26 protein-coding genes are annotated in these 25,439 nt (G+C 61.4%); 19 read left to right on the top strand and 7 right to left on the bottom strand.

Annotation, left to right across the window (positions count from 1 at the left end):
• Window positions 1-28 precede the first annotated feature (28 nt).
• Together eat and exaC are read right to left on the bottom strand one after the other, a co-directional pair.
• Complete coding sequence (gene eat / locus NDJ82_RS08770) at window positions 29-1,462, bottom strand: ethanolamine permease (protein WP_112196852.1); 1,434 nt, start codon at window positions 1,460-1,462, stop codon at window positions 29-31.
• 148 nt (window positions 1,463-1,610) lie between these two features.
• Window positions 1,611-3,131, bottom strand: coding sequence for an acetaldehyde dehydrogenase ExaC (exaC, locus tag NDJ82_RS08765; RefSeq protein ID WP_099584657.1), 1,521 nt, complete (start codon window positions 3,129-3,131; stop codon window positions 1,611-1,613).
• Window positions 3,132-3,403: 272 nt separating this feature from the next.
• On the opposite strand from exaC, the gene NDJ82_RS08760 reads away from it, so the two are divergent.
• From NDJ82_RS08760 to NDJ82_RS08745, 4 genes are all read left to right on the top strand, one after another.
• Window positions 3,404-5,305 (top strand): sigma-54-dependent Fis family transcriptional regulator, encoded by a 1,902-nt coding sequence (locus NDJ82_RS08760; protein ID WP_158879374.1) that lies wholly within the window; start codon window positions 3,404-3,406, stop codon window positions 5,303-5,305.
• Between the two features lie 79 nt (window positions 5,306-5,384).
• Entirely contained in the window at window positions 5,385-6,734 is a 1,350-nt protein-coding gene (mpl, locus tag NDJ82_RS08755; RefSeq protein ID WP_099584659.1) for a UDP-N-acetylmuramate:L-alanyl-gamma-D-glutamyl-meso-diaminopimelate ligase, read from the top strand.
• Entirely contained in the window at window positions 6,731-7,360 is a 630-nt protein-coding gene (ubiX, locus tag NDJ82_RS08750) for a flavin prenyltransferase UbiX (RefSeq protein ID WP_099584660.1), read from the top strand. Before mpl ends, ubiX begins: the two co-directional genes overlap by 4 nt.
• Window positions 7,353-7,637 (top strand): YceK/YidQ family lipoprotein, encoded by a 285-nt coding sequence (locus NDJ82_RS08745; RefSeq protein ID WP_099584661.1) that lies wholly within the window; start codon window positions 7,353-7,355, stop codon window positions 7,635-7,637. The genes ubiX and NDJ82_RS08745 overlap by 8 nt, the downstream gene beginning before the upstream one ends.
• Window positions 7,638-7,676: 39 nt before the next feature.
• On the opposite strand, the gene NDJ82_RS08740 is transcribed toward NDJ82_RS08745, so the two are convergent.
• From NDJ82_RS08740 to NDJ82_RS08730, 3 genes are all read right to left on the bottom strand, one after another.
• Entirely contained in the window at window positions 7,677-8,318 is a 642-nt protein-coding gene (locus tag NDJ82_RS08740; RefSeq protein WP_250925321.1) for an oxidoreductase, read from the bottom strand.
• A gap of 29 nt (window positions 8,319-8,347) precedes the next feature.
• Window positions 8,348-10,066, bottom strand: coding sequence for a C13 family peptidase (locus NDJ82_RS08735; RefSeq protein ID WP_099584663.1), 1,719 nt, complete (start codon window positions 10,064-10,066; stop codon window positions 8,348-8,350).
• Between the two features lie 105 nt (window positions 10,067-10,171).
• Entirely contained in the window at window positions 10,172-10,627 is a 456-nt protein-coding gene (locus NDJ82_RS08730; protein WP_003194496.1) for a MaoC family dehydratase, read from the bottom strand.
• A 164-nt stretch (window positions 10,628-10,791) separates the two neighbouring features.
• Here NDJ82_RS08730 and NDJ82_RS08725 point away from each other — a divergent pair, with 164 nt between their 5' ends.
• The 4 genes from NDJ82_RS08725 to NDJ82_RS08710 all read left to right on the top strand — a co-directional run bounded on the left by NDJ82_RS08725 (window position 10,792) and on the right by NDJ82_RS08710 (window position 12,786).
• Window positions 10,792-11,145: a CidA/LrgA family protein gene (locus NDJ82_RS08725; protein ID WP_250925320.1), complete on the top strand. Its 354-nt coding sequence runs from the start codon at window positions 10,792-10,794 to the stop codon at window positions 11,143-11,145.
• On the top strand, window positions 11,142-11,858 hold the full coding sequence (locus NDJ82_RS08720) for an LrgB family protein (RefSeq protein ID WP_017735619.1): 717 nt from the start codon (window positions 11,142-11,144) through the stop codon (window positions 11,856-11,858). Before NDJ82_RS08725 ends, NDJ82_RS08720 begins: the two co-directional genes overlap by 4 nt.
• 21 nt (window positions 11,859-11,879) lie before the next feature.
• The gene (locus NDJ82_RS08715; protein WP_250925319.1) at window positions 11,880-12,470 is read left to right on the top strand and encodes an LON peptidase substrate-binding domain-containing protein; all 591 of its coding nucleotides are present in this window, start codon (window positions 11,880-11,882) and stop codon (window positions 12,468-12,470) included.
• Between the two features lie 100 nt (window positions 12,471-12,570).
• Window positions 12,571-12,786: a hypothetical protein gene (locus NDJ82_RS08710; protein ID WP_099584827.1), complete on the top strand. Its 216-nt coding sequence runs from the start codon at window positions 12,571-12,573 to the stop codon at window positions 12,784-12,786.
• On the opposite strand, the gene NDJ82_RS08705 is transcribed toward NDJ82_RS08710, so the two are convergent.
• Window positions 12,780-14,096, bottom strand: coding sequence for a bifunctional DedA family/phosphatase PAP2 family protein (locus NDJ82_RS08705; protein WP_112196846.1), 1,317 nt, complete (start codon window positions 14,094-14,096; stop codon window positions 12,780-12,782). The two genes, NDJ82_RS08710 and NDJ82_RS08705, sit on opposite strands and share 7 nt — an antisense overlap.
• A gap of 114 nt (window positions 14,097-14,210) precedes the next feature.
• Window positions 14,211-14,882, bottom strand: coding sequence for a DNA-3-methyladenine glycosylase (locus NDJ82_RS08700; RefSeq protein ID WP_191947563.1), 672 nt, complete (start codon window positions 14,880-14,882; stop codon window positions 14,211-14,213).
• A 175-nt stretch (window positions 14,883-15,057) separates the two neighbouring features.
• On the opposite strand from NDJ82_RS08700, the gene NDJ82_RS08695 reads away from it, so the two are divergent.
• From NDJ82_RS08695 to lipB, 11 genes are all read left to right on the top strand, one after another.
• Entirely contained in the window at window positions 15,058-16,323 is a 1,266-nt protein-coding gene (locus NDJ82_RS08695) for a glutamate-5-semialdehyde dehydrogenase (protein WP_099584668.1), read from the top strand.
• Complete coding sequence (gene nadD / locus NDJ82_RS08690) at window positions 16,323-16,967, top strand: nicotinate-nucleotide adenylyltransferase (protein ID WP_099584669.1); 645 nt, start codon at window positions 16,323-16,325, stop codon at window positions 16,965-16,967. Before NDJ82_RS08695 ends, nadD begins: the two co-directional genes overlap by 1 nt.
• Before the next feature lie 69 nt (window positions 16,968-17,036).
• Window positions 17,037-17,531 (top strand): ribosome silencing factor, encoded by a 495-nt coding sequence (rsfS, locus tag NDJ82_RS08685; protein ID WP_003176298.1) that lies wholly within the window; start codon window positions 17,037-17,039, stop codon window positions 17,529-17,531.
• A gap of 9 nt (window positions 17,532-17,540) precedes the next feature.
• Window positions 17,541-18,008, top strand: a complete 468-nt coding sequence (rlmH, locus tag NDJ82_RS08680; RefSeq protein ID WP_003176297.1) for a 23S rRNA (pseudouridine(1915)-N(3))-methyltransferase RlmH — start codon at window positions 17,541-17,543, stop codon at window positions 18,006-18,008.
• A gap of 15 nt (window positions 18,009-18,023) precedes the next feature.
• A complete protein-coding gene (mrdA, locus tag NDJ82_RS08675; RefSeq protein ID WP_250925318.1) occupies window positions 18,024-19,922 on the top strand; it encodes a penicillin-binding protein 2 in 1,899 nt (632 codons plus the stop codon).
• 31 nt (window positions 19,923-19,953) lie between these two features.
• Window positions 19,954-21,057, top strand: coding sequence for a rod shape-determining protein RodA (rodA, locus tag NDJ82_RS08670; protein WP_042570827.1), 1,104 nt, complete (start codon window positions 19,954-19,956; stop codon window positions 21,055-21,057).
• Between the two features lie 17 nt (window positions 21,058-21,074).
• Complete coding sequence (gene mltB / locus NDJ82_RS08665; RefSeq protein WP_032884595.1) at window positions 21,075-22,085, top strand: lytic murein transglycosylase B; 1,011 nt, start codon at window positions 21,075-21,077, stop codon at window positions 22,083-22,085.
• On the top strand, window positions 22,085-23,086 hold the full coding sequence (locus NDJ82_RS08660) for a septal ring lytic transglycosylase RlpA family protein (protein ID WP_099584671.1): 1,002 nt from the start codon (window positions 22,085-22,087) through the stop codon (window positions 23,084-23,086). The genes mltB and NDJ82_RS08660 overlap by 1 nt, the downstream gene beginning before the upstream one ends.
• Before the next feature lie 180 nt (window positions 23,087-23,266).
• On the top strand, window positions 23,267-24,424 hold the full coding sequence (locus tag NDJ82_RS08655) for a D-alanyl-D-alanine carboxypeptidase family protein (RefSeq protein WP_099584672.1): 1,158 nt from the start codon (window positions 23,267-23,269) through the stop codon (window positions 24,422-24,424).
• 84 nt (window positions 24,425-24,508) lie between these two features.
• On the top strand, window positions 24,509-24,784 hold the full coding sequence (locus NDJ82_RS08650; RefSeq protein WP_099584673.1) for a DUF493 domain-containing protein: 276 nt from the start codon (window positions 24,509-24,511) through the stop codon (window positions 24,782-24,784).
• On the top strand, window positions 24,784-25,431 hold the full coding sequence (gene lipB / locus NDJ82_RS08645; protein ID WP_250925317.1) for a lipoyl(octanoyl) transferase LipB: 648 nt from the start codon (window positions 24,784-24,786) through the stop codon (window positions 25,429-25,431). The genes NDJ82_RS08650 and lipB overlap by 1 nt, the downstream gene beginning before the upstream one ends.
• Window positions 25,432-25,439 lie beyond the last annotated feature (8 nt).

Raw genomic sequence — 25,439 nt, 5'->3', positions numbered from 1 at the left:
CAGTTGCCCGCGTCGAGGTTTACGGCAGTTAGTGCAAGGCGGCCTCTGCGGCCTGGATCGCCGCGAATTCCTCTTCGGGCGTGCCTGCTACCAAGTGATGCCGGCTGTAGAAAGCAAAGTAAGCAATTAATACTCCATAGATGATCGCGGCGCCAATCACCACCCGCGGATCCACCAAAAAGCCCGCCACTACGGCCACGCAAGCCAATACCAGCGCGACACCGGAGGTAAAGATGCCTCCCGGTGTGCGGTAAGGACGTTCCATTTTGGGGCGACGAATGCGCAGGGTGATGTGCGCGGCCATCATCAGCACGTAGGAAATCGTCGCGCCAAACACGGCCACCAGGATCAGCAGATCACCTTGGCCGGTCAGCGACAGGCCAAAGCCGATGATGCCGGGGATTACCAAGGCCAGTACCGGCGCCTTGCTTTTGTTGGTCTGGGACAGTTTGCGCGGCAGGTAACCGGCGCGGGACAAGGCGAAGATCTGCCGTGAATAGGCATAGATAATCGAGAAAAAGCTCGCGATCAGGCCCGCCAGGCCCACCAGGTTGACGAAGCTGCCCATCCAGGTCGAACCGCCGTAGGACAACGCCAGCGCTTCAACCAGCGGGTTACCGGATTTGATCAGCGCATAGGTCCCGGCGCCACCGGGGGCAATCACCAGGATCAACAGGGCAAAACTGGTCAGCACCACAATGGCGCCAATCAGGCCGCGAGGCAGGTCGCGCTTGGGGTTCTTGGTTTCTTCGGCGGCCAGTGGCACACCTTCAACCGCCAGGAAAAACCAGATCGCATAGGGGATCGCGGCCCACACACCGACGTAGCCGAAGGGCAGGAAGGTGCTGGCGCCCTTGGCCTCGGTCACGGGAATGTCCAGCAGGTTGGCGACGTTGAAGTGCGGCACCATGGCCACCAGGAACACGCCCAGGGCAATCGCGGCGACGGCGGTGATCACGAACATCAGCTTTAAAGCCTCGCCAACCCCGAAAATATGGATGCCGATAAAGATGATGTAGAACGCCAGGTAGATCATCCAGCCGCCAATGCCGAACAGTGACTCGCAATAGGCGCCGATAAACACGGCGATGGCGGCGGGAGCAATGGCGTATTCGATCAGGATCGCGGTGCCTGTCAGGAACCCGCCCCAGGGGCCAAATGCACTGCGGGCGAAGCCGTAGCCACCGCCAGCGGTAGGAATCATGGAAGACAGTTCGGCCAGGGAAAAACACATGCACAGGTACATGGTGGCCATCAGCAATGTAGCGAGGAACATCCCGCCCCAACCCCCTTGGGCCAGGCCGAAGTTCCAGCCGGCGTAGTCGCCGGAGATCACGTAGGCAACGCCAAGGCCAACTAACAGCACCCAGCCGGCGGCGCCTTTTTTCAGTTCGCGTTGTTGGAAGTAATCGGTGCCGACTTTTTCGAAGTCGACGGAAGAGCCAGTGGGTTCGTTAGGCATGGGAAAGTACCTTTCATTGTTATTGTTTTTAACTCGGCTTATTTATGCCGAATGCACATCGCAAGTACTTATGAAGATCTAAAACTCTGGGAGGGGGTAAAGTCCCCTCCCACAGTTGATCGCATTTCAAAGGTGGGAGGGGCGGTAGTTAGAAGAAGCCCAACGGATTAATGTCGTAGCTCACCAGCAAGTTTTTGGTCTGCTGGTAATGATCCAACATCATCTTGTGGGTTTCGCGACCCACGCCGGACTTCTTGTAACCGCCAAACGCGGCATGCGCCGGGTACAGGTGGTAGCAGTTGGTCCACACGCGGCCCGCCTTGATCGCCCGGCCCATGCGATAGGCGCGGTTGATGTCGCGGGTCCACACGCCGGCGCCGAGGCCGAACTCGGTGTCGTTGGCAATCGCCAGGGCTTCAGCTTCGTCCTTGAAGGTGGTGATGCTCACCACTGGGCCGAAGATTTCCTCCTGGAACACGCGCATGTCGTTGGTGCCCTTGAGCAGGGTCGGCTGGATGTAATAGCCGCCCGCCATGTCGCCGGTGAGTTGCTCGACCTTGCCGCCGGTCAGCAGTTGCGCGCCCTCACCCTTGGCGATTTCCAGGTAGGACAGGATCTTGTCGAACTGCTGTTCGGACGCCTGGGCGCCGACCATGGTGTCGGTGTCCAGCGGGTCGCCGCGTTTGATCTGCTCGATTTTCTTCATCACCACCTTCATGAAGTCGTCGTAGATCGACTCTTCCACCAGCGCACGGGATGGGCAGGTGCATACCTCGCCTTGGTTGAAGAATGCCAGCACCAAGCCTTCGGCGGCTTTCTCGATGAACGACGGTTCGGCTTTCATGATGTCGGCGAAGAAGATGTTCGGCGACTTGCCGCCCAACTCGACGGTGGACGGAATAATGTTCTCGGCCGCCGCATGCATGATGTGCGAACCCACCGGGGTCGAGCCGGTAAAGGCGATCTTGGCGATACGCTTGCTGGTGGCCAGGGCCTCGCCGGCTTCTTTGCCGAAGCCTTGCACCACGTTAAGCACGCCCGGCGGCAGCAGGTCGCCGATTACTTCCATCAGTACGGTGATGCCCAGCGGCGTTTGCTCGGCGGGCTTGAGCACCACGCAGTTACCGGCGGCCAGGGCCGGCGCGAGTTTCCACGCAGCCATCAGGATCGGGAAGTTCCACGGGATGATCTGGCCGACTACGCCCAGAGGCTCATGGAAGTGGTAGGACGCGGTGTGTTCGTTGATCTCGGCGCTGGTGCCTTCCTGGGCGCGAATACAGCCGGCGAAGTAGCGGAAGTGGTCGGCGGCCAGTGGAATGTCGGCGTTGAGGGTTTCACGCACGGCCTTGCCGTTGTCCCAGGTTTCGGTGATGGCCAGCAGTTCGAGGTTCTGTTCGATGCGGTCGGCGATTTTCAGCAGCACCAGCGAGCGGTCCTGAGCCGAGGTCTTGCCCCAGGCGTCAGCGGCGGCGTGGGCGGCGTCGAGTGCCTTGTCGATGTCTTTGGCAGTAGAGCGCGGGAACTCGGCGATAGGCTTGCCGTTGACCGGCGAGGTGTTGGTGAAATAGTTGCCGTCGACCGGCGCAACGAATTCGCCACCAATGTAGTTGCCGTACTTGGCCTTGAACGAAACGATCGCGCCTTCAGTACCGGGGTGTGCGTAACGCATGGTGGGTATCTCCTGGCTTTTATGTTTATTGGAGTGCAGCGCTCAAGCGCTTGATAAAGCGTAGAGCAAAGGTTGGGCCACTGCTTTGAGGGCCAGGTAAATCAAGGGGTTGGGGTTTGTTGCAAGGCGTTGCTGTCACACGACTGGTACAGCGCATGTGACAGTTTGTGCCATAAACGGTACAGCCTGTGACCGGTGGGTCGGCACGGGATTGCATCTGTCGCAGGGCTGGGGGATGCTGGGCGTTCTCACGCAGGGAGAATAATAAGAACATGCACAACGATCATTTCAGCCGCCATGCCCAGCAAGTCATCACCGTGGCGCGTGGCCGCGACCCGTCCAGCGATCCGTCCATCGCCCGTTCCTGGCTGCGGTGCCTGGAGGATTACCACCTCGACCCTGCGCAAACCATCGCCCCCACCGTGCTCGAACACGGCCGTTTGCTGGAAAGCCGCGAGCGCCTGCAACAAGTCCTGCACATCGCCGGCACGGAGATGAACAGCCTGCACCAGCAACTCTCCGGCGCCGGCCACGCGGTGCTTCTCACCGATGCGCGCGGGGTGATCCTCAACTGTGTCACAGCGCCGTCCGAGCGCAAGATTTTCGAGCGTGCCGGGTTGTGGCTCGGTGCTGATTGGAGCGAGGCCTGCGAAGGCACCAATGGCATCGGCACCTGCCTGGTGGAGCGCCAGTCCCTGACCATTCATCGCGACGAGCACTTCCGTGGCCGTCATACCGGGCTGACCTGCTCGGCAAGCCCGGTGTTCGACCCCCATGGCGAACTGCTGGCAGTGCTGGACGTGTCGTCGGCCCGGGAAGCGGTGTCGCGCCAGAGTCAGTTCCACACCATGGCGCTGGTGAATCTGTCGGCGAAGATGATCGAGAGTTGTTACTTCCTGCGTCACTTTGAACATCACTGGTTGCTGCGCTTTCATTTGCAGGCCGAGTCGGTGGGCCTGTTCAGCGAAGGGTTGTTGGCGTTCGATGGCGAAGGGCGCATTTGTGCGCTCAACCAGAGCGCACTGAACCTGTTGGGGCAGGTGCGTGGCGATTTGCTGGGGAAGCCTGTGGAAGCGTTTTTCGACTGCTCCCTGGATCAGTTGCTCGGTCGCGCCAGCGCCAATGCGACCGCCAGTTGGCCGCTGCGTACCCGTGACGGGCGGCGCTTGTTTGCCGCGTTGCGTGGGCTGCCGCGCAGTGCGTCGGTACCCATCAGCAAGCCGGAGCCTGCCCGTCTGGCCGGCATCTGCCTGGGGGACCCCGCGTTGCAAAACGATTTCCGCAAGGCCCTGCGGGTATTCGAGCGTGATGTGCCGCTGTTGATTAACGGGGAAACCGGCAGCGGCAAAGAAGCCTTTGCCAAAGCTGTGCATCACGCCAGCCAGCGTGCCGACAAAGCCTTCGTCGCCCTCAACTGCGCCGCCATCCCGGAAAGCCTGATCGAGAGTGAGCTGTTCGGATATCGCGGCGGCAGTTTCACCGGGGCACGCAAAGAAGGGATGCAGGGCAAGTTGCAGCAGGCGGATGGCGGCACCCTGTTCCTCGATGAAATCGGCGATATGCCTCTGGCGCTGCAAACCCGTCTATTAAGGGTGCTGGAGGATCGCATGGTGGTACCCATCGGTGGTGAGCCCGAGGCGGTGAACGTCAGAATCGTCAGCGCAACGCACCGCAATTTGCTGGCGCGAGTGCAGGACGGCAGTTTCCGTGAGGACTTGTATTACCGGCTCAACGGCCTGGAAGTGGGTTTGCCGGCGTTGCGCGAGCGCAGCGATAAATCCCAGTTGCTGGATTTCCTGCTGGCTGAAGAGGCGGACGGGCAAACCGTACAACTCGATCCGGCAGCGCGTTCGGCGCTGCTGACCTTTGCCTGGCCCGGTAATGTGCGACAACTGCGCACGGTTCTGCGCACGCTGGCGGCGCTGTGTGACAACGGGCGCGTGGGGCTGGAAGACTTGCCCGCGTCGATCCGCCAGGCCCGGCCGCAACCGGTGACGGGGGCCAAGCCCGCAGAGTTACCTCTGGAAGACGCCGAGCGACTCGCCTTGCTCACCGCCCTGGAGCAACAACGCTGGCACATGAGCCACACGGCGGAGCAATTGGGTGTCAGCCGTAACACACTCTATAGAAAGCTGCGCCGGCACGGCATCGCACGGGTGTCCCTATCCGGGTGACTGTGGTCAGGTCCTACAGCTAAAGAGTGCGATTTTCGCCCCCCTGCGCTAACCTGCCTCGATGTTTACGAGGTCGACTATGCACATTCATATTCTTGGTATCTGCGGCACTTTCATGGGCTCGATGGCGGTTTTGGCCAAAGAATTGGGTCATCACGTGACAGGCTCCGATGCCAACGTTTACCCGCCCATGAGTACGCAACTCGAAGCCCAGGGCATTGAGCTGACCCAAGGTTACGACCCCGCGCAATTTGACCCGGTGCCTGACCTGGTGGTGATCGGCAATGCCATGTCCCGTGGCAACCCCGCGGTCGAATACGTACTCAATAAAGGCTTGCCTTACGTGTCCGGCCCGCAATGGCTGGCCGACCACGTCCTGCAAGGCCGCTGGGTACTGGCCGTGGCCGGCACTCACGGCAAGACCACCACCAGCAGCATGCTGGCCTGGGTGCTGGAGCACGCGGGCATGAGCCCCGGCTTCCTGATCGGCGGTGTGCCACAGAACTTCTCGGTGTCGGCGCGCTTGGGCGATACGCCGTTCTTTGTGATTGAAGCGGACGAATACGACAGCGCGTTTTTCGACAAGCGCTCCAAGTTTGTCCACTACCGTCCGCGTACGGCGATCCTGAACAATCTTGAGTTCGATCACGCGGATATTTTCCCCGATCTACCGGCGATTGAGCGTCAATTTCATCACCTGGTGCGCACCATTCCGAGCGAAGGCCTGGTGATTCACCCCACCACCGAGCCAGCCTTGCAGCGCGTGATCGAGATGGGCTGCTGGACGCCGGTGCAAACCACCGGCGCCGGCGGGCAGTGGCAGGTCAAGTTGCTCAGCGAAGACGGTTCCAGGTTTGAAGTGCTGTTCGAAGGCGAAGCCCAGGGCATCGTCGAATGGGATATGACCGGCCAGCACAACGTCGCTAACGCCTTGGTGACGTTGGCGGCGGCGCGGCATGTGGGCGTGGTGCCGTCCATGGGCATTGCTGCGTTGAGCGCGTTCAAGAGCGTGAAGCGGCGCATGGAAAAAGTCGCCGATGTGAACGGGATTACCATCTACGATGACTTTGCCCACCACCCTACGGCGATCGCCACTACGCTGGATGGCCTGCGCAAGCGTGTGGGAGATGCTCCGATCATTGCGATCATCGAACCGCGCTCCAACTCCATGAAGCTCGGCGCGCACCGCGATGGCTTGCCCGAAAGCGTCAACGACGCCGATCAGGCTGTGTGGTATGCGCCGCCCAACCTCGGCTGGGACCTGCCGGGCATTGCAGCGTTATGCACCGTGCCGTCGACGGTTTGCGACAGCATTGAAGGCATTATCGAGTACGTCAAACAGCAGGCCAAACCGGGCACCCACGTGGTGGTCATGAGCAACGGCGGCTTTGGCGGCCTGCATGGCAAGCTGGCCGAGGCGCTCAAATGAGCGGCCCGGAACGCATTACCCTGGCGATGACCGGCGCCTCGGGTGCGCCCTATGGTCTGCGCCTGCTCGATTGCCTGGTGCGCGAGGACCGCGAGGTGCACTTTCTGATCTCCAAGGCCGCACAACTGGTGATGGCCACCGAGACCGACGTGGCACTGCCGGCCAAGGTGCAGATGATGCAGGCCTTCCTCACCGAGTACACCGGTGCGGCGGCGGGGCAGATCAAGGTCTACGGCAAAGAAGACTGGATGTCGCCGGTGGCCTCGGGCTCCGGCGCGCCGGCGGCGATGGTGGTGGTGCCGTGCTCCACTGGCACCTTGTCGGCGATTGCCACCGGGGCCTGCAATAACCTGATCGAGCGCGCGGCAGACGTGACCTTGAAAGAGCGTCGCCAGTTGATCCTGGTGCCACGCGAGGCGCCGTATTCGAGCATTCATCTGGAGCACATGCTCAAGCTGTCTAACATGGGCGTGACCATCTTGCCCGCGTCGCCAGGCTTTTATCACCAGCCGCAAACCATTGATGATCTGGTGGACTTTGTGGTCGCGCGGATTCTCAACCTGCTCAACATCCCCCAGGACATGCTGCCGCGTTGGGGCGAGCACCATTTGAGCAGTGATGAATAAGGCGCTGCTGCTGGTGTTGGCGTTGCACCTGACCGGCTGCGCCACGGCCCGCACCCTGGACGCCGCGCAACCGGGCGCGCCGGTGGTGTATGCCGGCACGCGGTTGGACCTGTATGCGATGAATGGCGGCTGCTGCGCCAAGGACCGGTTTGGTGCCGAGGCGCCGAGCTATCCCGGCGTCGACCTGCCGGCGAGTGCGTTGCTCGACACCTTGTTGCTGCCGTTGTCGGTGTTGACAGTGCTGGGCGTGGGGTTTAATGCCACGGGCGGGCTGTAGCCTGGATCTTAAAAACACCACAGGCCAATGTGGGAGCTCTTACTTACCCAGTTTGCGCAGATCGTCCGACTCCACCACCCGCACCCCATCCTGCTCTTCCAGCGCCAGGCGCCACATGGCTCGGGCCAGCTCGCACACTTCGATCCCTCTGTACTTGCCTGGAATCAACCGTGACAACGGCCCGGCCAGTTGCTCGGCCAAACGCGGTTCCAGCCGTTCTCCCAATAACAGCGAAGGCCTCACGATGGTCAGTTGCGGCCAGTCTTGGGCCTTGAGCGCCTGTTCCATTTCCCCTTTGACACGGTTGTAGAAAATCGAGGATTTGGGGTCGGCGCCAATCGCGCTGATCACGATCAGGTGCCGTGCGCCCAGTTCCCGCGCGCGCTTGGCGAAGGCGACGACCAGATCCAGGTCAACCGCACGGAAGGCCTCTTCCGAGCCGGCTTTTTTGATCGTGGTGCCCAGGCAGCAGAAGGCGATATCCACCCGGCCGCTCAGTTGCGGCAGGAACACCGCCGGGTCGCCCACTGGGTTTTCCAGGTGCGGATGTTCGGCCAGCGGCTTGCGGCTCGGCGCGAGCACGCGGGTTACGGTGGGTTCGTTGAGCAGGCGGTCGAGCAGGTGTTCGCCAGTGAGGCCGGAGGCCCCCGCGAGCAAGATATGCTGAGGTGTCAGGTACATAGTGTTTCCCCCTTGTTACACGTTACAGCTTAGTTGCCTTTGGCTTCCTTGCTATTCATTGAGACGCTTTCGAGCGCCTTTCGTGCCTGCTGTTTGCGTAAAAGTTGCCAATGGGCGATCACGCCTTTGGGGGCCCAGATCTGCGGTTCGGACGCTTCGAAATTGTCGGCCTGTTCGCGTTCGCTCACATGCAGCTGCGCCAGTTTGAAGGCTTGCTGCAAGTCGTCGGTCTGGTTGAAGGCTTGGGCGAAGAGGGCGTCGCCAAAGTAGGTGAAGTCGGCCTCTTCGGAGCAGCCGAAGGACACGCGGTCGGCGCGGGAAGCCGTCATGATCAGGGTGCGATCATCTTTGAGCGCGGGGATAAAGCCGCCGGAATAGCAGGCGGAAATCACGACGATCTTGTCGCGGTTTTTCAGCGGTGCAAGCACGGCGGCCAGCTCATCGGCCGGCAAGTCGGCCAGCTCCATGCGTGGCTGGTCCAGCACCAGTTCATGTTCGTGGGTGCCGTGGCTGGTCATGTAGATAAACACCAGGTCTTCCGGGCCGGTGCGCTCGGCCAGGGTTTGCACGGCGCGGCGCAGGCTTTCGCGGGTGGCCAGGGGGCGGTCGGCGATATGGTCGCGGTGGTTGACCAGGCGGATCTGCCCGCGTGCGCCGAAGCGCGTGGCGAGCATGTTGCTGACGTAATCGGCTTCGCGCAGGAACACGCTTTGTTTGCCGTCGCCGGCCACGGCCAGGGTATACAGCTCCACGGCAGGTGTTGAGGCGGGCACGGCGGCGAGCGCAGCATCGAGCAAGCGGCCTTGGACCAACACGCCGATTTCCAGCGGGTCGGGCAGCAACGTGCCGTCGGCGTCACGCACGCGCATGCCGTTGACCCAGGTCCCGGCCTGCACGGTGCCGTCGGAGAGTACCAGGGTGCCGCGACCTTGATAGTTGTCGCTGTCGAAGCCGCCGATATAGAAGCTGCCGTCGGTGAGGTTCAGGCGGCCTTCGCCGGTAAAGCGCCAATCGCTGAACTGGCCGACGTAATGGCTGCCGTCTACGCCGATCAGCTCGCCCTTGCCGCTGAGCGCGCCTTCCTTGAACTGGCCGATCCACACGTCGCCGTCGGCGTTTTCATAGCGGCCCTTGCCGTTGAGCTGGTTCTGCTTGAATTGGCCGACATAGATGTCGCCGTCGGCGCTGTTGAAGGTGCCGTTGCCCTCCAACTGGCCATCGACGAAGTGCCCGCTGAACTGGTTGCCGCTGTCGTCGTTGCGCTGGCCTTCGCCGTTAGGCTTGCCGTGTGCGAACTGGCCCTGGTACTGGCTGCCGTCGGCCAGCTCCAGGCGGCCGAGGCCGGAATATTGATCGTCTTTGAATTCGCCACGGTAGGTCATCTGCCCCTCTTTGAGGGTGCCTTCGCCGTTGCGCCGGCCGGCGCGGAAACCGCCGACATACTGGCTGGCTGCGGTGGTCAGGCTGCCCTGGCCGTCGAACAGGCCTTGCTGGAACTGGCCCTTATAGACTTCGCCGTTGCTGCCGTGCCATTCGCCCTGGCCGTGCCACTGGCCCTTGTCGAATGCGCCGGCGTACCAGCTGCCGTTGGGGTAGTCCACACGGCCCTGGCCTTGCAGCAAACCGTTGACCACATCGCCCCGGTAGCGGCCGCCGTCGGGCAGGCGCGCATCGGGCGGCAACAGCGATTCGCCGTCTCCGCAAGCGGTGAGCAACAGGGCAAGGGCAAGGGGGGCGAGTGGGCGCATAGCGGGATCCGGATAATTGAGCGCCGAGTATGCCGCAGCTGCGAGGTTCATACATAAATTTACATGCCCTGTGGTGAGTTTCAGTCCCTCACCACAGGGAAGCGCTTACACGAAGCAGAGTGACAGCGACTCAGCGATGTACGCCGGTTTTTCCTGACCTTCGATTTCCAGCGTGGCGGTGGCCTTGAACAGCCACTGGCCGGGTTTTTTTTCGGTGACGTCAGTGAGGGTGACGTTCAGGCGCACCTTGGAATTGACCTTCACCGGCTGGATAAAACGCACGCTGTCCAGGCCATAGTTGACCGCCATTTTCAGGCCTTCGGGCATGATCAGGATGTCTTCCATCAACTTGGGCATCAGCGACAGAGACAGGAAACCGTGGGCAATGGTGCTGCCGAACGGCGTTTGCGCCGCCTTGACCGGGTCGACGTGGATGAACTGATGATCGCCAGTGGCCTCTGCGAACAGGTTGATACGTGCCTGGTCGATGGTGAGCCATTCGGAACGTCCCAGTTCCTTGCCGACATAATCTTTGAGCTGCGCTACAGGTACATAGGGCATTGCGTCTCTCCTTGGTTCATCGATGCAGTTTTTATGGATTACAGAGAACCAATGTAGATCATCACGGGCAACCAGCCCGGTCAACCCACCATGCTTTTGGCGAATGCCGATGCATAGGGCCGGCATGCTTATAATGCGGGCGGGTTCAGAGGGGGAGAGGACAGATGCTGTTACGTGGTCTGACATGGCTGGTGCTGTTTCAGTTGGTTGGCACGGCGATCAATCATTTGCTGCTGCCGGTACTGCCGGGGCCGATCATTGGCCTGTTGCTGATGCTGGGTTTCCTGATCTGGCGTGGCGAGGTGGGCGAGCCGCTGAGCCTCGCGGCTGGCAGCCTGTTGCGCTATTTGCCATTGCTGCTGGTGCCGCCGGCAGTCGGGGTGATGGTCTACGCCAAGGACATCGCGGCTGATTTCTGGGCCATTGTCGGCGCGCTGGTGCTGTCACTGGTGATCGCCATGGCTTTTGTGGGCGTGCTGATGCAACAGATGGTCAAGCGCAAGGAGAAGGATCAATGATCTTCGACTGGCATGGCGCGTGGACGGCCGTCATTCATCATCCGCTGTTTGGTATCGGTATTACCCTGGGCGCCTATCAACTGGTGCTCGCGGGGTTCGAGAAAACCCGCTGGATCTTCCTGCAACCGGTGCTGGTCTCAATGCTGCTGGTGATCGGCGTGTTGCTGACCTGCGGCCTGAGCTACGCCGAGTACCGCAAGAGCACCGAAATCATGGGTATTCTGCTGGGGCCTGCCACGGTGGCGCTGGCGGTGCCGCTGTATCTCAATCTGCGGCGCATTCGCCAATTGTTCTGGCCGATTTTTACTACGCTGGTAATAGGCGGCGTTCTGGCTACCGGCCTGTGTGTGCTGCTCGGTTGGTGGTTCGGCGCTGAACACATGATGCTGATGACCATGGCGCCCAAGTCGGTAACCTCGCCGATTGCCATGCTAGTGGCCGAACAGATTGGCGGCGTGGCGGCGCTGGCGGCGGTGTTTGTGCTGATCACGGGTGTCGTGGGGGCGATGGTGGGGCCGGCGCTGCTGTCGCGCCTGGGCGTGCACAGCCCCGAGGCGCGCGGCATGGCGTTGGGCATGACCGCCCACGCCGTTGGCACCTCGGTGGCCCTGCAGGAAAGCGAAGAGTGCGGCGCCTTTGCGGCGCTGGCCATGAGTCTGATGGGCGTGGCCACGGCGGTGTTCCTGCCGTTGGCTGTGTCAGTGATTGTTTAAACCAGGTTTAAGGAAACCTTTATGAGTCTGGCGCTGTTCCCGCTCAATACCGTGCTGTTCCCCGGTTGCACCCTCGACCTGCAAATATTTGAGGCGCGCTATCTGGACATGATCAGTCGTTGCATGAAAAAGGGTGAAGGCTTCGGCGTGGTGTGCATCCTTGACGGCAAGGAAGTGGGCATGGCCCCCGACGGCTATGCGCTGATCGGCTGCGAAGCGCTGATTCGCGACTTCAAGCAACAGGACAATGGCTTGCTGGGGATTCGTGTCGAAGGTGGGCGCCGTTTCCGCGTGCGTGACGCTAACGTGCAGAAGGACCAACTGCTGGTGGCCGACGTGCAATGGCTGGGCGAAGAGCCGGACCGGCCATTGAAAGACGAGGATGCCGATCTGTTGGCGTTGCTTGAAGCGTTGGCCGAGCATCCCATGGTCGCCTCGCTGGACATGGACGCCCACGCCGATGGCCAGCAAGCCTTGGGCAATCAGTTGGCTTATCTGCTGCCCTTCACCGAGGCTGACAAGATCGACCTGCTGCAACTCGACGATCCGCAACAGCGGCTGGATGTAATCCAGATGCTGCTCGATGAGCTACAGGGTGAGTTGTTTACCTGAGTTTCGGAATTCACTGGCCAGACTCTCGGAATTTTCCTTCGTTGCGCCTTGGGGCCGACTGAAATAGTCCCTGATCACACACCTTGATCTGGGGATGGGAATGATTCGGCTAACGCAATCGGAAATGGCCACTTGGGACGCCTTTTTTGTCAGCATCACCACGCAACTGATCCGCAAGGATGAAAAGCGCGGCGCTGAATTTATCGCCACGCGCGCCGCAGAGATCGCCGATGAAATGCTCTTGGAGCGGCGCGAGCGTTATACCGAACGCCGCGTCGCGCCAGTCGACTGGATTGGCCCCGCCAAGGGTCAGTAGGCGTACCTGAGCAGTGCGTGGGACGTGCCAGTAAAGGCGATAAACCCAAGAACTGCCACCACGGCCGGTAGCACCAGCCACCAGGCTTTGGCCGGCATCGGCGGCAACGGGCTGCGGTATTGGCTGACCGTCAGGCTGAATGCGCATACGGTCATCGCCAGCAGCGTGCCGGCCAGGATGTCGCTGGGCCAATGAGCGCCCAGGTACACCCGAGACAACGCGATAAATGCGGCGGGAATGCAGCCCAGCAATATCCAGGTCAGGCGCAGCCGTGTCGGTTGGCCGCGTCCGGCCAGCACTGCCAGTGCCAGGAAAAACGCAAAGGCGCCGGAGGCGTGGCCACTGGGCATGCTGAAGCTGGTGAGGGGGTCTGTCAGGATTTCCGGGCGACCACGGGCGAAAAACAACTTGGTCCCGGTGTTGATCACGGCGGCCCCGGCCAGCGTGGCGCCGACAAACAGTGCGTGGCGCCATTGTCGTGCCAGTAACAGCAGGCCGGTGAACACAGCGCTGGCGACGAACATCTTCTTGAACTCACCCAACTGGGTGACCATCACCATGGTTTCATCCAGCCAGGCGCTGCGATGCTCCTGCACCAGCGCGCTCAGACCCTGGTCGAAATCGTTGAGGTGGTGATAGCCGATAAACAGCGCAAGCAAAAGAATCAGACTGGCGCAGCCTGTCCACAGGGTGGCGCGACGATGGCCGCGCAGGCTGCTGTTCAAGGTCAGTCCCAGCAGCACCGCCAGGCAGGCCGTGACAACACCTGCCTCCGGCCAGAAACCTTCCGGCAGCGGCAGGCGGAACGCGGCGCCAGTGGCCCAGCCCGGCAGCAAGTAAGCCACCGTCCAGCCAGCAGCGGCAAGAATGCTCACCAGGGCAAAGCGCGGGAACGGCATGTCGCACATGCCAGCCACCATCGGCAGCATCGGGCGCAGGGGGCCGATGAAACGTCCGACCAGGAGGCTGGCGATGCCGTACTTGTGAAAGTAGGTCTCTGCACCATTCATCCATTCGGGGTGGTGGCGCAGGCCGGGCAGGCGCCGGATGTTCTGGTGGAAATGTCGGCCCAGGAAGTAGGAAACCCCATCGCCCAATAAGCCACCGAGAAAGCCCAGCAGCAGGGTTTCACTCAACGACAGCGCACCGCTGCCGGCCAGCGCCGCAATAGCAAACAGCAACACCGTGCCCGGCACGATCAGCCCGGCGATGGCCAGGCATTCCACGCACGCGACGATAAACACCGCCGCCGCCAGCCATTGCGGGTTGACGGTCAGCCAGCCAGTAATGCTATCGAGCCATTGGCCCATAAAACCTCACTCCCTCTGTGAAATACATAACCCTTAGTCACTGGAAATCAATTGTGGGAGGAGGCTTGCCCCCTCCCACATTGGATCTGCTGTGCTTTCGGTTCTTATGTTCATTCAAATCAAAAAATAATCCCGGCCTTCGACCTGGCCCCGGCGTAGCGGGTTCCGTGTGCAATACGGCGCATAGCCAGCATCGACAAAGCGGTACATCAGGTGTTCATCGCGCCCACTGGGGATGCCCAGGCGGGTTGTCTGGATGATCTGGGTCGGAACCTGGCCCACGTCTTCGACGTAGAGCAGTTCCTCGTCAAAGCGCTTGGCGTCCCACATCGGCACTTTCAGGCCCAGGGCTTTGCACAGCAGGGTCTGGCCGGCACACAGTTTCTGCGTGGGGCGCGGGCTGCCGTCGGCATTCGGGTTGTTCAATAACATCTGCGCCAGGCTGGCCGGGCCGGAGATTTCGTCCACCCACGGATAAGCCGATTTGATCAGCACGGCATTGCCCGGCCCATGTGCGCTGAAGTTCAAGGAATCGCCGCCACGGGCGTAGTACATGTAGATATGGCCACCATCCAGAAACAAAGCCTTACGCTTTTCTGTGTAGCCCAGTGAGGCGTGGCTGCCTTTTTCGGCCACGTAATAGGCTTCGGTTTCAATAATTCGCGCCGAAAGCCAGATTTCGCCGACGCGATGGCGTATGACTTTTCCGAGCAAGTCGCGCGCAAGCAGTTGCGCATCTCGGTCGAAGAAGCAGTCGGGCAGGGCGCTGGAGGGGAGTTGGGGCATGGCGGTCAGGGGTTAATACGGCTAAATGTGACCGAATAATAACAACTCCCACCTTAATTACCGCTGAACCCCAGGTTTTTACAGTTCATTTCGACCATCCGCCCGTCACCGCTGTCAGTCGGGCGGCGTCACAGCTATAATCTGCCGCTTTCCTCTTTGCCAAGACTCCCTGACCATGACTGAGTCCGTTCTTGACTACATGACCCGCCTGGGTCGCGCTGCCCGTCAGGCCTCGCGGTTGATCGCCCGTGCGAGCACTGCGCAGAAGAACCGTGCCCTGCTGGCTGCCGCCGATGCTCTGGATGCTTCGCGCTCCGAACTCGCCGCCGCCAACGACCTGGACCTGGCCAACGGCCGCGCCAATGGCCTGGAGCCGGCCCTGCTGGACCGCCTGGCGCTGACCCCGGCACGTATCGATGACATGATCGAAGGCTTGCGTCAGGTGGCCAAGCTGCCTGACCCCATCGGTGAAATCCGCGATATGCGTTACCTGCCGTCCGGCATCCAGGTCGGCAAGATGCGCGTGCCGCTGGGCGTGATCGGCATCATCTATGAGTCGCGCCCGAATGTGACCATCGACGCCGCGAGCCTGTGCCTCAAGTCCGGCAATGCCACCATCCTGCGTGGCGGTTCCGAGGCAATCAATTCCAACCGCGCCATCGCGACGTGCATCCAGCAAGGCCTGGCCGTGGCCGAACTGCCGGCTGAAGTGGTGCAAGTGGTGGAAACCACCGACCGCGCCGCTGTTGGCGCGCTGATCACCATGCCGGAATTTGTCGACGTGATCGTGCCGCGCGGTGGCAAGAGCCTGATCGAACGTGTCAGCCGTGATGCCAAGGTGCCGGTGATCAAGCACCTGGACGGCGTGTGCCACGTGTTCATCGACGTTGCTGCCGATATCGACAAGGCCATCCGCATCGCCGACAACGCCAAGACCCACCGTTACGCCCCGTGCAACACCATGGAAACCCTGCTGGTGCACGTCGGCATTGCCGATCGCGTGCTGCCGCCGCTGGCTGCCATCTACCGCGACAAGGGCGTGGAACTGCGCGGCTGCGAACGCACCCGTGCACTGCTGGGCGCGGACGTGATCGAAGCGACCGAGCTGGATTGGTACACGGAATACACGGCGCCGATCCTGTCGATCAAGATTGTCGATGACCTGGACGAGGCCATTGAACACATCAATCAATACGGCTCCAAGCACACTGACGCCATTGTCTCCGAGCATTTCAGCGATGCGCGGCGTTTCCTCAACGAAGTGGATTCCGCTTCGGTGATGATCAACGCCTCGACGCGTTTTGCCGACGGCTTCGAATACGGCCTGGGCGCGGAGATCGGCATCTCCACCGACAAGCTCCATGCACGCGGCCCGGTTGGCCTGGAAGGGCTGACCAGCGAGAAGTACGTGGTGTTCGGCGACGGTCATGTGCGCACTTGATGGTTAAACGCATCGGGCTGCTCGGCGGTACTTTCGACCCCGTGCACATCGGCCATTTGCGCAGCGCCCTGGAAGTCGCGGATGCCCTCGCGCTGGACGAACTGCGCGTGATGCCCAACGCGCGGCCGCCCCATCGCGATACGCCGCAGGTGTCGCCGCAACAACGTCTGGAAATGGTGCGCCTGGCGGTAGAGGGCGTATCGCCGCTGGTGGTGGACGACCGCGAACTCAAACGCGATAAACCGTCCTACACTGTCGACACCCTGGAACTGATGCGCGCCGAGTTGGCCGCAGATGACCAGTTGTTTCTGCTTTTGGGCTGGGACGCATTTTGCGGCCTGCCCTCTTGGCACCGCTGGGAGGAACTCCTCCAGCATTGCCACATCCTGGTTTTGCAACGCCCGGATGCCGACAGCGAACCGCCGGATGCCTTGCGCAACCTGCTGGCCGCGCGGTCGGTAAGTGACCCCTTGGCCCTGACCGGGCCGAACGGGAATATTGCATTCGTCTGGCAGACCCCGCTTGCGGTGTCCGCCACCCAGATCCGTCAACTGCTGGCCAGCGGGAAGTCGGTACGTTTCCTGGTGCCTGACGCGGTCCTGGCCTACATCGATGCGCACGGGCTTTACCGTGCGTCGAACTGAAAAGGCGCGCTTGAACGCACGAACAATCGTGCAGCGAGCGCCCGAACATACGAGCAAAACGAGTTTTTTATGACGAACAAAGACGTAAGCAAAGTAAAACGCAAAGGCACGTTCAAAAGCGCCCCGCTGCCGGTTGAAGCCCACGTTGGCCCGGAACTGGCTGGCGAAGAGCTGGTAAAAGTCGCCGTTGCCGCCCTGGAAGACGTGAAGGCCCAGGACATCCAGGTCCTGGACGTGCGCGACAAGCAGAGCATCACCGACTTCATGATCATCGCCACCGGTACCTCCAACCGCCAGATCGGCGCGATGCTGGACAAGGTTCGCGAAGCCGTCAAAGCCCAAGGCGTCAAGCCACTGGGTGAAGAAGGCAAGGGCGACAGCGACTGGGTGCTGCTGGACATGGACGATGTGATCGTTCACATGATGACCTCCAACGCCCGTCAGTTCTACGACCTGGAGCGTCTGTGGAAAGGCGCCGAGCAGAGCCGTGCCGCTGATGGCAAGCACCACAGCCCGGAAGTGGGCCACGCGCACTTCGACAAGCTCAACAAAGACCAGGAATAAGGAACGGCTGTGCGCCTGCGTCTGATCGCTGTCGGTTCACGCATGCCCAAGTGGGTGGAAGAAGGCTGGCACGAGTATGCCAAGCGTCTGCCCGCTGAGCTGTCGCTGGAACTGGTGGAAATACCGCTCAACACCCGGGGCAAGAATGCCGACGTGGCGCGCTTTATCCGCCAGGAAGGCGAAGCCATGTTGGCCAAGGTCGGCCCCAATGAGCGCATCGTCACCCTCGAAGTGCACGGCAAACCCTGGAGCACCGAGCAACTGGCGGTGGAACTGGATCGCTGGCGCCTGGACTCGCGCACCGTCAACTTCATGGTCGGTGGCCCGGAAGGGCTGGCGCCGGAAGTCTGCGCGCGGGCGGACCAGCGCTGGTCGCTGTCGGCGCTGACGTTGCCGCACCCGTTGGTAAGGATTCTGATCGGTGAACAGCTGTATCGCGCCTGGACAGTCCTGTCCGGGCACCCTTACCACAAATAATCTGCGCCCCTCCCGATGACCCAGCCGATCCGCATCAAGGACCACGAGAAAGACGCACGTCTTGTACGCGCTCGGGTCGTGTTTGGTGCGATTCTGGTCGTCGGGCTGATGTGTGTGCTGATCGCCCGCCTGTATTTCCTGCAGGTGATCCAGTACGAGTATCACTCCACGCTGTCGGAAAACAACCGGGTGCATGTGCAGCCGATTCCGCCTACCCGTGGGCTGATTTTCGATCGCAATGGCGTGGTGGTCGCGGACAACCGGCCCAGCTTCAGCCTGAGCATGACCCGCGAGCGTTCCGGTGACTGGCAGCAAGTCCTCGATGTCATCGTCGAAGTCTTGCAGTTGACGCCGGAAGACCGGGTGGTCTTCGAAAAACGCATGAGGCAGGGACGTCGGCCATTCGAGCCGGTGCCGATCCTGTTCGAGCTGACCGAAGAGCAGATCGCCCGTATCGCGGTGAACCAGTTCCGTTTGCCGGGTGTGGAAGTGGTGGCACAGTTGGTGCGTCATTACCCACAGGGTGCGCACTTTGCGCATTCGGTCGGCTACATGGGACGGATCAACGAGAAAGAGCTCAAGAGCCTCGACCCGGTCAACTACAGCGGCACCCACCATATCGGCAAGACCGGCATCGAGCGTTTCTACGAGCCGGAACTGCACGGCCAGGTGGGTTACGAAGAAGTCGAGACCAACGCCCGTGGCCGCGTGTTGCGCGTGCTCAAACGCACCGATCCGATTCCCGGCAAAGACATTGTGTTGAGCCTGGACATCAAGCTGCAGGAAGCGGCGGAGATGGCATTGGGCGGGCGGCGCGGCGCCGTGGTGGCGCTGGACCCGAAAACCGGCGAAGTCCTGGCCATGGTCAGCCAGCCGAGTTTCGACCCTAACCTGTTTGTCACCGGGATCAGCTTCAAGGCCTACGCCGAGTTGCGTGACTCCATCGACCGACCGCTGTTCAACCGCGTACTGCGCGGCCTGTACCCACCGGGTTCGACTATCAAGCCCGCGGTAGCGATTGCGGGCCTGGACGCGGGTGTGGTCACGGCCTCCAGCCGTGTGTTCGACCCGGGCTACTACATGCTGCCCAACTACGATCACAAATACCGTAACTGGAACCGTACCGGTGACGGCTATGTCGACCTGGACACCGCGATCATGCGGTCCAACGACACCTATTTCTACGACCTGGCCCACAAGCTGGGGATCGACCGCTTGTCTGACTATATGGGCAAGTTCGGCCTGGGTCAGAAGGTTTCCCTGGATATGTTCGAAGAATCTCCTGGCCTGATGCCATCGCGGGAGTGGAAGCGTGCGACCCGTCGTCAGGCGTGGTTCCCGGGTGAAACCCTGATCCTCGGTATCGGCCAGGGCTATATGCAGGCCACGCCCTTGCAGTTGGCCCAGGCCACGGCGCTGGTGGCCAACAAAGGCATCTGGAACCGTCCGCACCTGGCCAAGACCATCGAAGGCGAGAAGCCGGTGGATGACAACCCGATCCCGGACATCGTGCTGCGCGACCCGTCGGACTGGACCAAGGTCAACCACGGCATGCAGCAGGTGATGCACGGCGCCCGTGGCACTGCGCGCAAGGCCGCCGTCGGCTCGCAGTACCGCATTGCCGGCAAGAGCGGTACGGCCCAGGTGGTCGCGATCAAGCAGGGCGAAAAATACGACCGCTCCAAGGTCCAGGAACGCCACCGCGACCACGCCTTGTTTGTCGGCTTTGCTCCGGCAGACGACCCGAAAATCGTCGTGGCCGTGATGGTGGAGAACGGCGAGTCCGGCTCCGGTGTTGCAGCGCCTGTAGTGCGTCAGGTGATGGACGCCTGGTTGCTGGCCGACGACGGCAGGCTCAAGCCCGAATATGGCGGCCCCCCTTCAAACACCGAGGTTACGGCCAGTGAAGAGTAATTTTGACCGCATCCTCTCCAGCGAGGATGTGATGCGTCGCCGTGCGACGTTGCTGCAGCGCATGCACATTGATGGCCCGTTGCTGATCCTGCTGCTGACCCTGGCCGCCGGCAGCCTGTTCGTGTTGTATTCGGCCAGCGGCAAGAACTGGGACTTGCTGATCAAGCAGGCGTCGTCGTTTGGCCTGGGCCTGCTGTCCATGGTGGTAATTGCCCAGTTGGAGCCGCGTTTCATGGCGCGTTGGGTGCCGCTCGGCTACGTCGCCGGGGTATTGCTGCTGGTGGTGGTGGATGTGATGGGCCACAACGCCATGGGCGCGACCCGCTGGATCAACATTCCGGGGGTGATTCGCTTCCAGCCGTCGGAATTCATGAAGATCCTGATGCCTGCCACCATCGCCTGGTACCTGTCCAAGCGCACTTTGCCGCCGCAGCTTAAACACGTGGGCATCAGCCTGATCCTGATCGGCGTACCGTTCATCCTGATCGTGCGCCAACCGGATCTCGGCACCTCGCTGCTGATCCTCGCCGGTGGTGCGTTCGTGCTGTTCATGGGTGGGTTGCGCTGGCGCTGGATCCTCAGCGTGCTGGCCGCGGCCGTACCGGTGGCAGTAGCGATGTGGTTCTTCTTTATGCACGATTACCAGAAGCAACGGATCCTCACGTTTCTCGACCCGGAAAGCGACCCGCTCGGCACCGGCTGGAACATCATCCAGTCCAAGGCCGCCATCGGTTCCGGCGGCGTGTTTGGCAAGGGTTGGTTGCTGGGCACCCAGTCGCACTTGGACTTTTTGCCGGAGAGCCACACCGACTTCATTATTGCGGTGATGGGCGAAGAGTTCGGCCTGGTGGGCATCTGCGCGCTGTTGCTGATCTATTTGCTGCTGATCGGGCGTGGCCTGGTGATCACCGCACAGGCGCAGACGCTGTTCGGCAAATTGCTCGCAGGCGCCTTGACCATGACTTTTTTTGTTTACGTTTTCGTCAACATCGGTATGGTCAGTGGCCTGCTGCCGGTGGTTGGGGTGCCGTTGCCGTTCATTAGCTACGGCGGAACTTCGCTGGTGACATTGCTGTCAGCGTTTGGGGTTTTGATGTCGATTCATACGCATCGCAAGTGGATCGCACAGGTTTGAATAAGGTGAAGATGTCAATGCAAGTAATGCGCGGCTGGGCGACTCGGCATGCGTCCTGGATGGGCCTGATTGGGCTGCTGGGTGCAACGCAGGAGGCGCAGGCCGGTGACTACGATGGTTCACCTCAGGTCGCCGAATTTGTCGGTGAGATGACCCGCGACTACGGTTTCGCCGGTGAACAGCTGATGGGCGTGTTCCGCGAAGCCCAGAAAAAGCAGGCGATCCTCGACGCCATCTCCCGCCCCGCCGAACGTGTGAAGCAGTGGAAGGAATATCGCCCGATGTTCCTCACCGACGCCCGCGTGGCACGTGGTGTGGATTTCTGGCGTCAGCACGAAGCCGTGCTGGCCCGCGCCGAGCAGGAATATGGCGTGCCGGCCCAGGTGATTGTCGCGATCATCGGCATTGAAACCTTTTACGGGCGTAATACCGGCAGCTATCGGGTGATCGACGCCTTGTCGACCCTGGGCTTCGATTACCCGCCCCGCGCCGACTTCTTCCGCAAGGAACTGCGCGAATTCCTGCTGCTGGCCCGTGAAGAGCAGGTCGATCCACTGACCCTCAAGGGCTCCTACGCCGGGGCGATGGGCTTGCCGCAGTTCATGCCGAGCAGTTTCCGCGCCTACGCCGTGGACTTCGACGGCGACGGCCACATCAACATCTGGAGCAATCCCGACGACGCCATCGGCAGCGTGGCCAGCTACTTCAAGCGCCACGGCTGGGTGGGTGGCGAGCCGGTGGTGATCCGCGCCGATGTCAGCGGAGAGCGTGCCGATGAAGGCCTCACCCAGGGCATCGAGCCGGCCAAGACGGTCGGGGAGTTGCGGGCGCTGGGCTGGTCGAGTCAGAATGCGCCACGCGATGACATGCCGGTCACGGCGTTCCGCCTGGAAGGCGAAAATGGCCCTGAATACTGGATGGGCCTGAAGAATTTCTACGCGATCACGCGTTATAACCGCAGTGTGATGTACGCCATGGCCGTGCATCAGCTGTCAGACATGCTGGTCCAAGCACGGGGCAACAAGTAATGCGGGCATCGCCGTTCAATCAACCGCTCAAGCTGGTGGCGTTCGCCGCGTTGTCCCTGCTGGTCGTCAGTTGTTCCACCAGCCGTGGCCCGGCAACCCAGAAGCCCGGCGGCACCGCCGTGCGTTCACAGCCGGGCCTGGACATCAACCGCGCCCACAAAGACGGCGCGCCGTGGTGGGATGTCGACGTGTCGAAGATCCCGGACGCCACGCCCACCCTGCACACCGGCCCGTACAAGGCCAACCCCTACACCGTGCTGGGTAAGTCCTACTTTCCGCTACAGGAATCCAAGACCTACGTGCAATCGGGCACGGCGTCCTGGTACGGCACCAAGTTCCATGGCCAGAACACGGCCAACGGCGAGGTCTATGACCTGTATGGCATGAGCGCAGCGCATAAAACCCTGCCGCTGCCCAGCTATGTACGGGTGACCAACCTGGATAACAATCGCACGGTGATCCTGCGGGTCAACGACCGTGGGCCGTTCTATTCGGACCGCATCATCGACTTGTCCTATGCCGCCGCGAAAAAACTCGGCTATGCCGAAACCGGCACCGCACGGGTCAAGGTCGAAGGCATCGACCCTGCGCAATACTGGGCTCAGCGTGGCAAGCCTGCGCCGTTGATGCTCAACGAGCCGCAGAGTGCGCAGCCGCAAGTGACGGCGTCCACCGGCAAGATCGAACAGTGGACACCGCCCCCGCAGCAGCACGCGCCGGACACGGTGGTCGTGCCCCATGCAGCGCCAGGCGCCGCGGTCGCCGGCGGGCAATACCTGCAGGTGGGCGCTTTCGCCAACCCGGATGCGGCAGAACTGTTAAGGTCCAAGCTCAGCGGCATGGTCAACGCACCGGTCTTTATCAGCTCCATCGTGCGTAACCAGCAGACCCTGCACCGCGTGCGCATGGGCCCGATCGGCTCCCCGAGCGAAGTCGCGCAAGTACAGAACAGCGTGCGCCTGGCCAACCTGGGGCAACCCAGCGTGGTCACCGCCGAGTAACAAAGGATTGATGGCCCAGGCCCGTACGCGGGTTTGGGCCGTGGTTGTTGGCTCGTTGAACAATAAAAACCCAGGGGCAAGGGGTGAGCGGGCAACCGAACACGTGACAGTCTGGTAGCGGGCTGTCTGAATAAGTTTTGCCCGCGAGGGCAAGTTTCCATAAGCAATTTCGAGAGACGGATGAACATCACCACCTTAGCCAAACGCACGTGCCTGCTTATCTCGCTGATCATCACCCCGGCCGCCTGGGCGGTTGAAATGGTGCCGGCTTCACCGCAACTGGCCGCCAAGGCATGGGTCCTGATGGACGCTGCCAGCGGCAACGTGCTGGTCGAGAGCAACGGTGACCAACGCCTGCCACCGGCCAGCCTGACCAAGCTGATGACCGCCTACATCGCGACCCTGGAAATCCGTCGCGGCCAGATCGGTGAGAACGACCCGGTGACCGTCAGCGAAAACGCCTGGCGGACCGGCGGCTCGCGCATGTTCATCAAGGTGGGCTCGCAAGTCACCGTGAGCGACCTGCTGCACGGCATCATCATCCAGTCCGGTAACGACGCCAGCGTAGCCTTGGCCGAGCACATCGCGGGCAGCGAAGACGCGTTCGCCGACATGATGAACAAAACCGTGGCCGACCTGGGCATGACCAACAGCCACTTCATGAACCCGACCGGCCTGCCGAACCCAGAGCACTATTCGTCGGCTCACGACATGGCGATCCTGGCGCGCGCGATCATTCGTGTCGACCCGGTGCACTACGCGATCTACTCCCAGAAGGAATTCTTCTGGAACAACATCAAGCAGCCTAACCGCAACCTGCTGCTGTGGCGTGACAAGACCGTCGATGGCCTGAAAACCGGTCACACCGACGAAGCCGGCTACTGCATGGTGTCGTCCGCCGTACGTGATGGCCAGCGCCTGATCGCCGTCGTGTTCGGTACCAACAGTGAGCAGGCCCGTGCGGCCGAGACGCAAAAACTGCTGACCTACGGTTTCCGCTTCTTCGAAACCCAGACCTTCTACCAGAAGGGTGCTGAACTGGCGACCGCACCGGTATGGAAGGGCGCGACTTCCCAGGTCAAGGCCGGCCTGGCTGAAGACCTGACCCTGACCATGCCTAAAGGCCAGCTGAAAAAGCTCGCTGCCAGCATGACCATGAACCCGCAATTGGTTGCCCCAATCGCCAAGGGCGACGTGATCGGTAAAGTCGAAGTGAAACTGGACGACAAGGTGGTGCACAGCGCCGACCTGATCGCGCTGGACGCTGTCGACGAAGGTGGTATCTTCCGTCGCGTGTGGGATAGCATCCGTCTATTCTTCTACGGCTTGTTCAACTGATTGTGTGCACCTGCAAAGCCCCGCGTTGATCCGACGCGGGGCTTTGCTGTCGCCACGGCTTACCGCTTACGAGGCCGTTACGCCATGACCGATAAAGAAGTAAAGGCGCCAAAGATCGAATTCCCAGTGACGGACTATCCCGTCAAGGTGATCAGCGATACCGGTGTAGGCAACAAAGACAAGATCATCGATATCGTGCGTAAACACGCGACGATCAACGATAACCGGGTGGACGAACGTTCCAGCACCAACGGTAAATACACCACGATCCAGTTGCACATCGTTGCGACTGATCAAGACCAGCTCTACAACATCAACAGTGAACTGCGGGCCACCGGCTTCGTGCACATGGTGCTGTGATGTCACAGGTCCTGGGCTTTCGCGAGCTCGGCCAGATGGCCTACGAGCCTGTCTGGCACGCCATGCAGCGGTTCACCAACGAGCGCGGCACCTCGGCCCCCGATGAGGTCTGGCTGGTGGAACACCCGCCGGTGTTCACCCAGGGCCAGGCCGGCAAGGCCGAGCATTTGCTGCTGCCGGGAGATATTCCGGTGGTGCAGGTCGACCGAGGTGGCCAAGTGACTTACCATGGCCCCGGTCAACTGGTCGCTTATCTCTTGCTGGATGTGCGCAAGCTGGGATTTGGCGTGCGCGATCTGGTCAGCCGTATAGAGGCTTGCCTGATCGAGCTGCTGGCCAGTTATGGCGTGACCGCTGCGGCCAAGGCTGATGCTCCTGGCGTGTATGTGGAGGGCGCGAAAATCGCCTCCCTGGGGCTGCGCATTCGTCACGGATGTTCCTTTCATGGCCTGGCCTTGAACGTGGACATGGACCTGGTGCCGTTCCGGCGGATCAACCCGTGCGGCTATGCCGGGTTGGCGATGACCCAGTTGAGCGAACACGCCACACCGATTAAATTTGCCGAGGTAAGTGCCCGGCTGCGCGCGCAGCTCGTCAAACACCTCGACTATGCTGAGCAGACGACCCTTACGGGCGGAATCGACTGATTATGACT

Source organism: Pseudomonas sp. SR18 (genome assembly GCF_023701505.1).
Classification (GTDB): Bacteria; Pseudomonadota; Gammaproteobacteria; order Pseudomonadales; family Pseudomonadaceae; genus Aquipseudomonas; species Aquipseudomonas cyclaminis.
The sequence above is the reverse complement of the archived record's forward strand: the minus strand, read 5'-3'. Positions and strand labels throughout refer to the sequence as shown.

Excerpts from the sequence above, each read along its gene's own strand:
- eat (WP_112196852.1), bottom strand. The coding sequence starts at position 1,462 with ATGCCTAACGAACCCACTGGCTCTTCCGTCGACTTCGAAAAAGTCGGC.
- exaC (WP_099584657.1), bottom strand. The coding sequence starts at position 3,131 with ATGCGTTACGCACACCCCGGTACTGAAGGCGCGATCGTTTCGTTCAAG.
- NDJ82_RS08760 (WP_158879374.1), top strand. The coding sequence starts at position 3,404 with ATGCACAACGATCATTTCAGCCGCCATGCCCAGCAAGTCATCACCGTG.
- mpl (WP_099584659.1), top strand. The coding sequence starts at position 5,385 with ATGCACATTCATATTCTTGGTATCTGCGGCACTTTCATGGGCTCGATG.
- ubiX (WP_099584660.1), top strand. The coding sequence starts at position 6,731 with ATGAGCGGCCCGGAACGCATTACCCTGGCGATGACCGGCGCCTCGGGT.
- NDJ82_RS08745 (WP_099584661.1), top strand. The coding sequence starts at position 7,353 with ATGAATAAGGCGCTGCTGCTGGTGTTGGCGTTGCACCTGACCGGCTGC.
- NDJ82_RS08740 (WP_250925321.1), bottom strand. The coding sequence starts at position 8,318 with ATGTACCTGACACCTCAGCATATCTTGCTCGCGGGGGCCTCCGGCCTC.
- NDJ82_RS08735 (WP_099584663.1), bottom strand. The coding sequence starts at position 10,066 with ATGCGCCCACTCGCCCCCCTTGCCCTTGCCCTGTTGCTCACCGCTTGC.
- NDJ82_RS08730 (WP_003194496.1), bottom strand. The coding sequence starts at position 10,627 with ATGCCCTATGTACCTGTAGCGCAGCTCAAAGATTATGTCGGCAAGGAA.
- NDJ82_RS08725 (WP_250925320.1), top strand. The coding sequence starts at position 10,792 with ATGCTGTTACGTGGTCTGACATGGCTGGTGCTGTTTCAGTTGGTTGGC.
- NDJ82_RS08720 (WP_017735619.1), top strand. The coding sequence starts at position 11,142 with ATGATCTTCGACTGGCATGGCGCGTGGACGGCCGTCATTCATCATCCG.
- NDJ82_RS08715 (WP_250925319.1), top strand. The coding sequence starts at position 11,880 with ATGAGTCTGGCGCTGTTCCCGCTCAATACCGTGCTGTTCCCCGGTTGC.
- NDJ82_RS08710 (WP_099584827.1), top strand. The coding sequence starts at position 12,571 with ATGATTCGGCTAACGCAATCGGAAATGGCCACTTGGGACGCCTTTTTT.
- NDJ82_RS08705 (WP_112196846.1), bottom strand. The coding sequence starts at position 14,096 with ATGGGCCAATGGCTCGATAGCATTACTGGCTGGCTGACCGTCAACCCG.
- NDJ82_RS08700 (WP_191947563.1), bottom strand. The coding sequence starts at position 14,882 with ATGCCCCAACTCCCCTCCAGCGCCCTGCCCGACTGCTTCTTCGACCGA.
- NDJ82_RS08695 (WP_099584668.1), top strand. The coding sequence starts at position 15,058 with ATGACTGAGTCCGTTCTTGACTACATGACCCGCCTGGGTCGCGCTGCC.
- nadD (WP_099584669.1), top strand. The coding sequence starts at position 16,323 with ATGGTTAAACGCATCGGGCTGCTCGGCGGTACTTTCGACCCCGTGCAC.
- rsfS (WP_003176298.1), top strand. The coding sequence starts at position 17,037 with ATGACGAACAAAGACGTAAGCAAAGTAAAACGCAAAGGCACGTTCAAA.
- mrdA (WP_250925318.1), top strand. The coding sequence starts at position 18,024 with ATGACCCAGCCGATCCGCATCAAGGACCACGAGAAAGACGCACGTCTT.
- rodA (WP_042570827.1), top strand. The coding sequence starts at position 19,954 with ATGCGTCGCCGTGCGACGTTGCTGCAGCGCATGCACATTGATGGCCCG.
- mltB (WP_032884595.1), top strand. The coding sequence starts at position 21,075 with ATGCAAGTAATGCGCGGCTGGGCGACTCGGCATGCGTCCTGGATGGGC.
- NDJ82_RS08660 (WP_099584671.1), top strand. The coding sequence starts at position 22,085 with ATGCGGGCATCGCCGTTCAATCAACCGCTCAAGCTGGTGGCGTTCGCC.
- NDJ82_RS08655 (WP_099584672.1), top strand. The coding sequence starts at position 23,267 with ATGAACATCACCACCTTAGCCAAACGCACGTGCCTGCTTATCTCGCTG.
- NDJ82_RS08650 (WP_099584673.1), top strand. The coding sequence starts at position 24,509 with ATGACCGATAAAGAAGTAAAGGCGCCAAAGATCGAATTCCCAGTGACG.
- lipB (WP_250925317.1), top strand. The coding sequence starts at position 24,784 with ATGTCACAGGTCCTGGGCTTTCGCGAGCTCGGCCAGATGGCCTACGAG.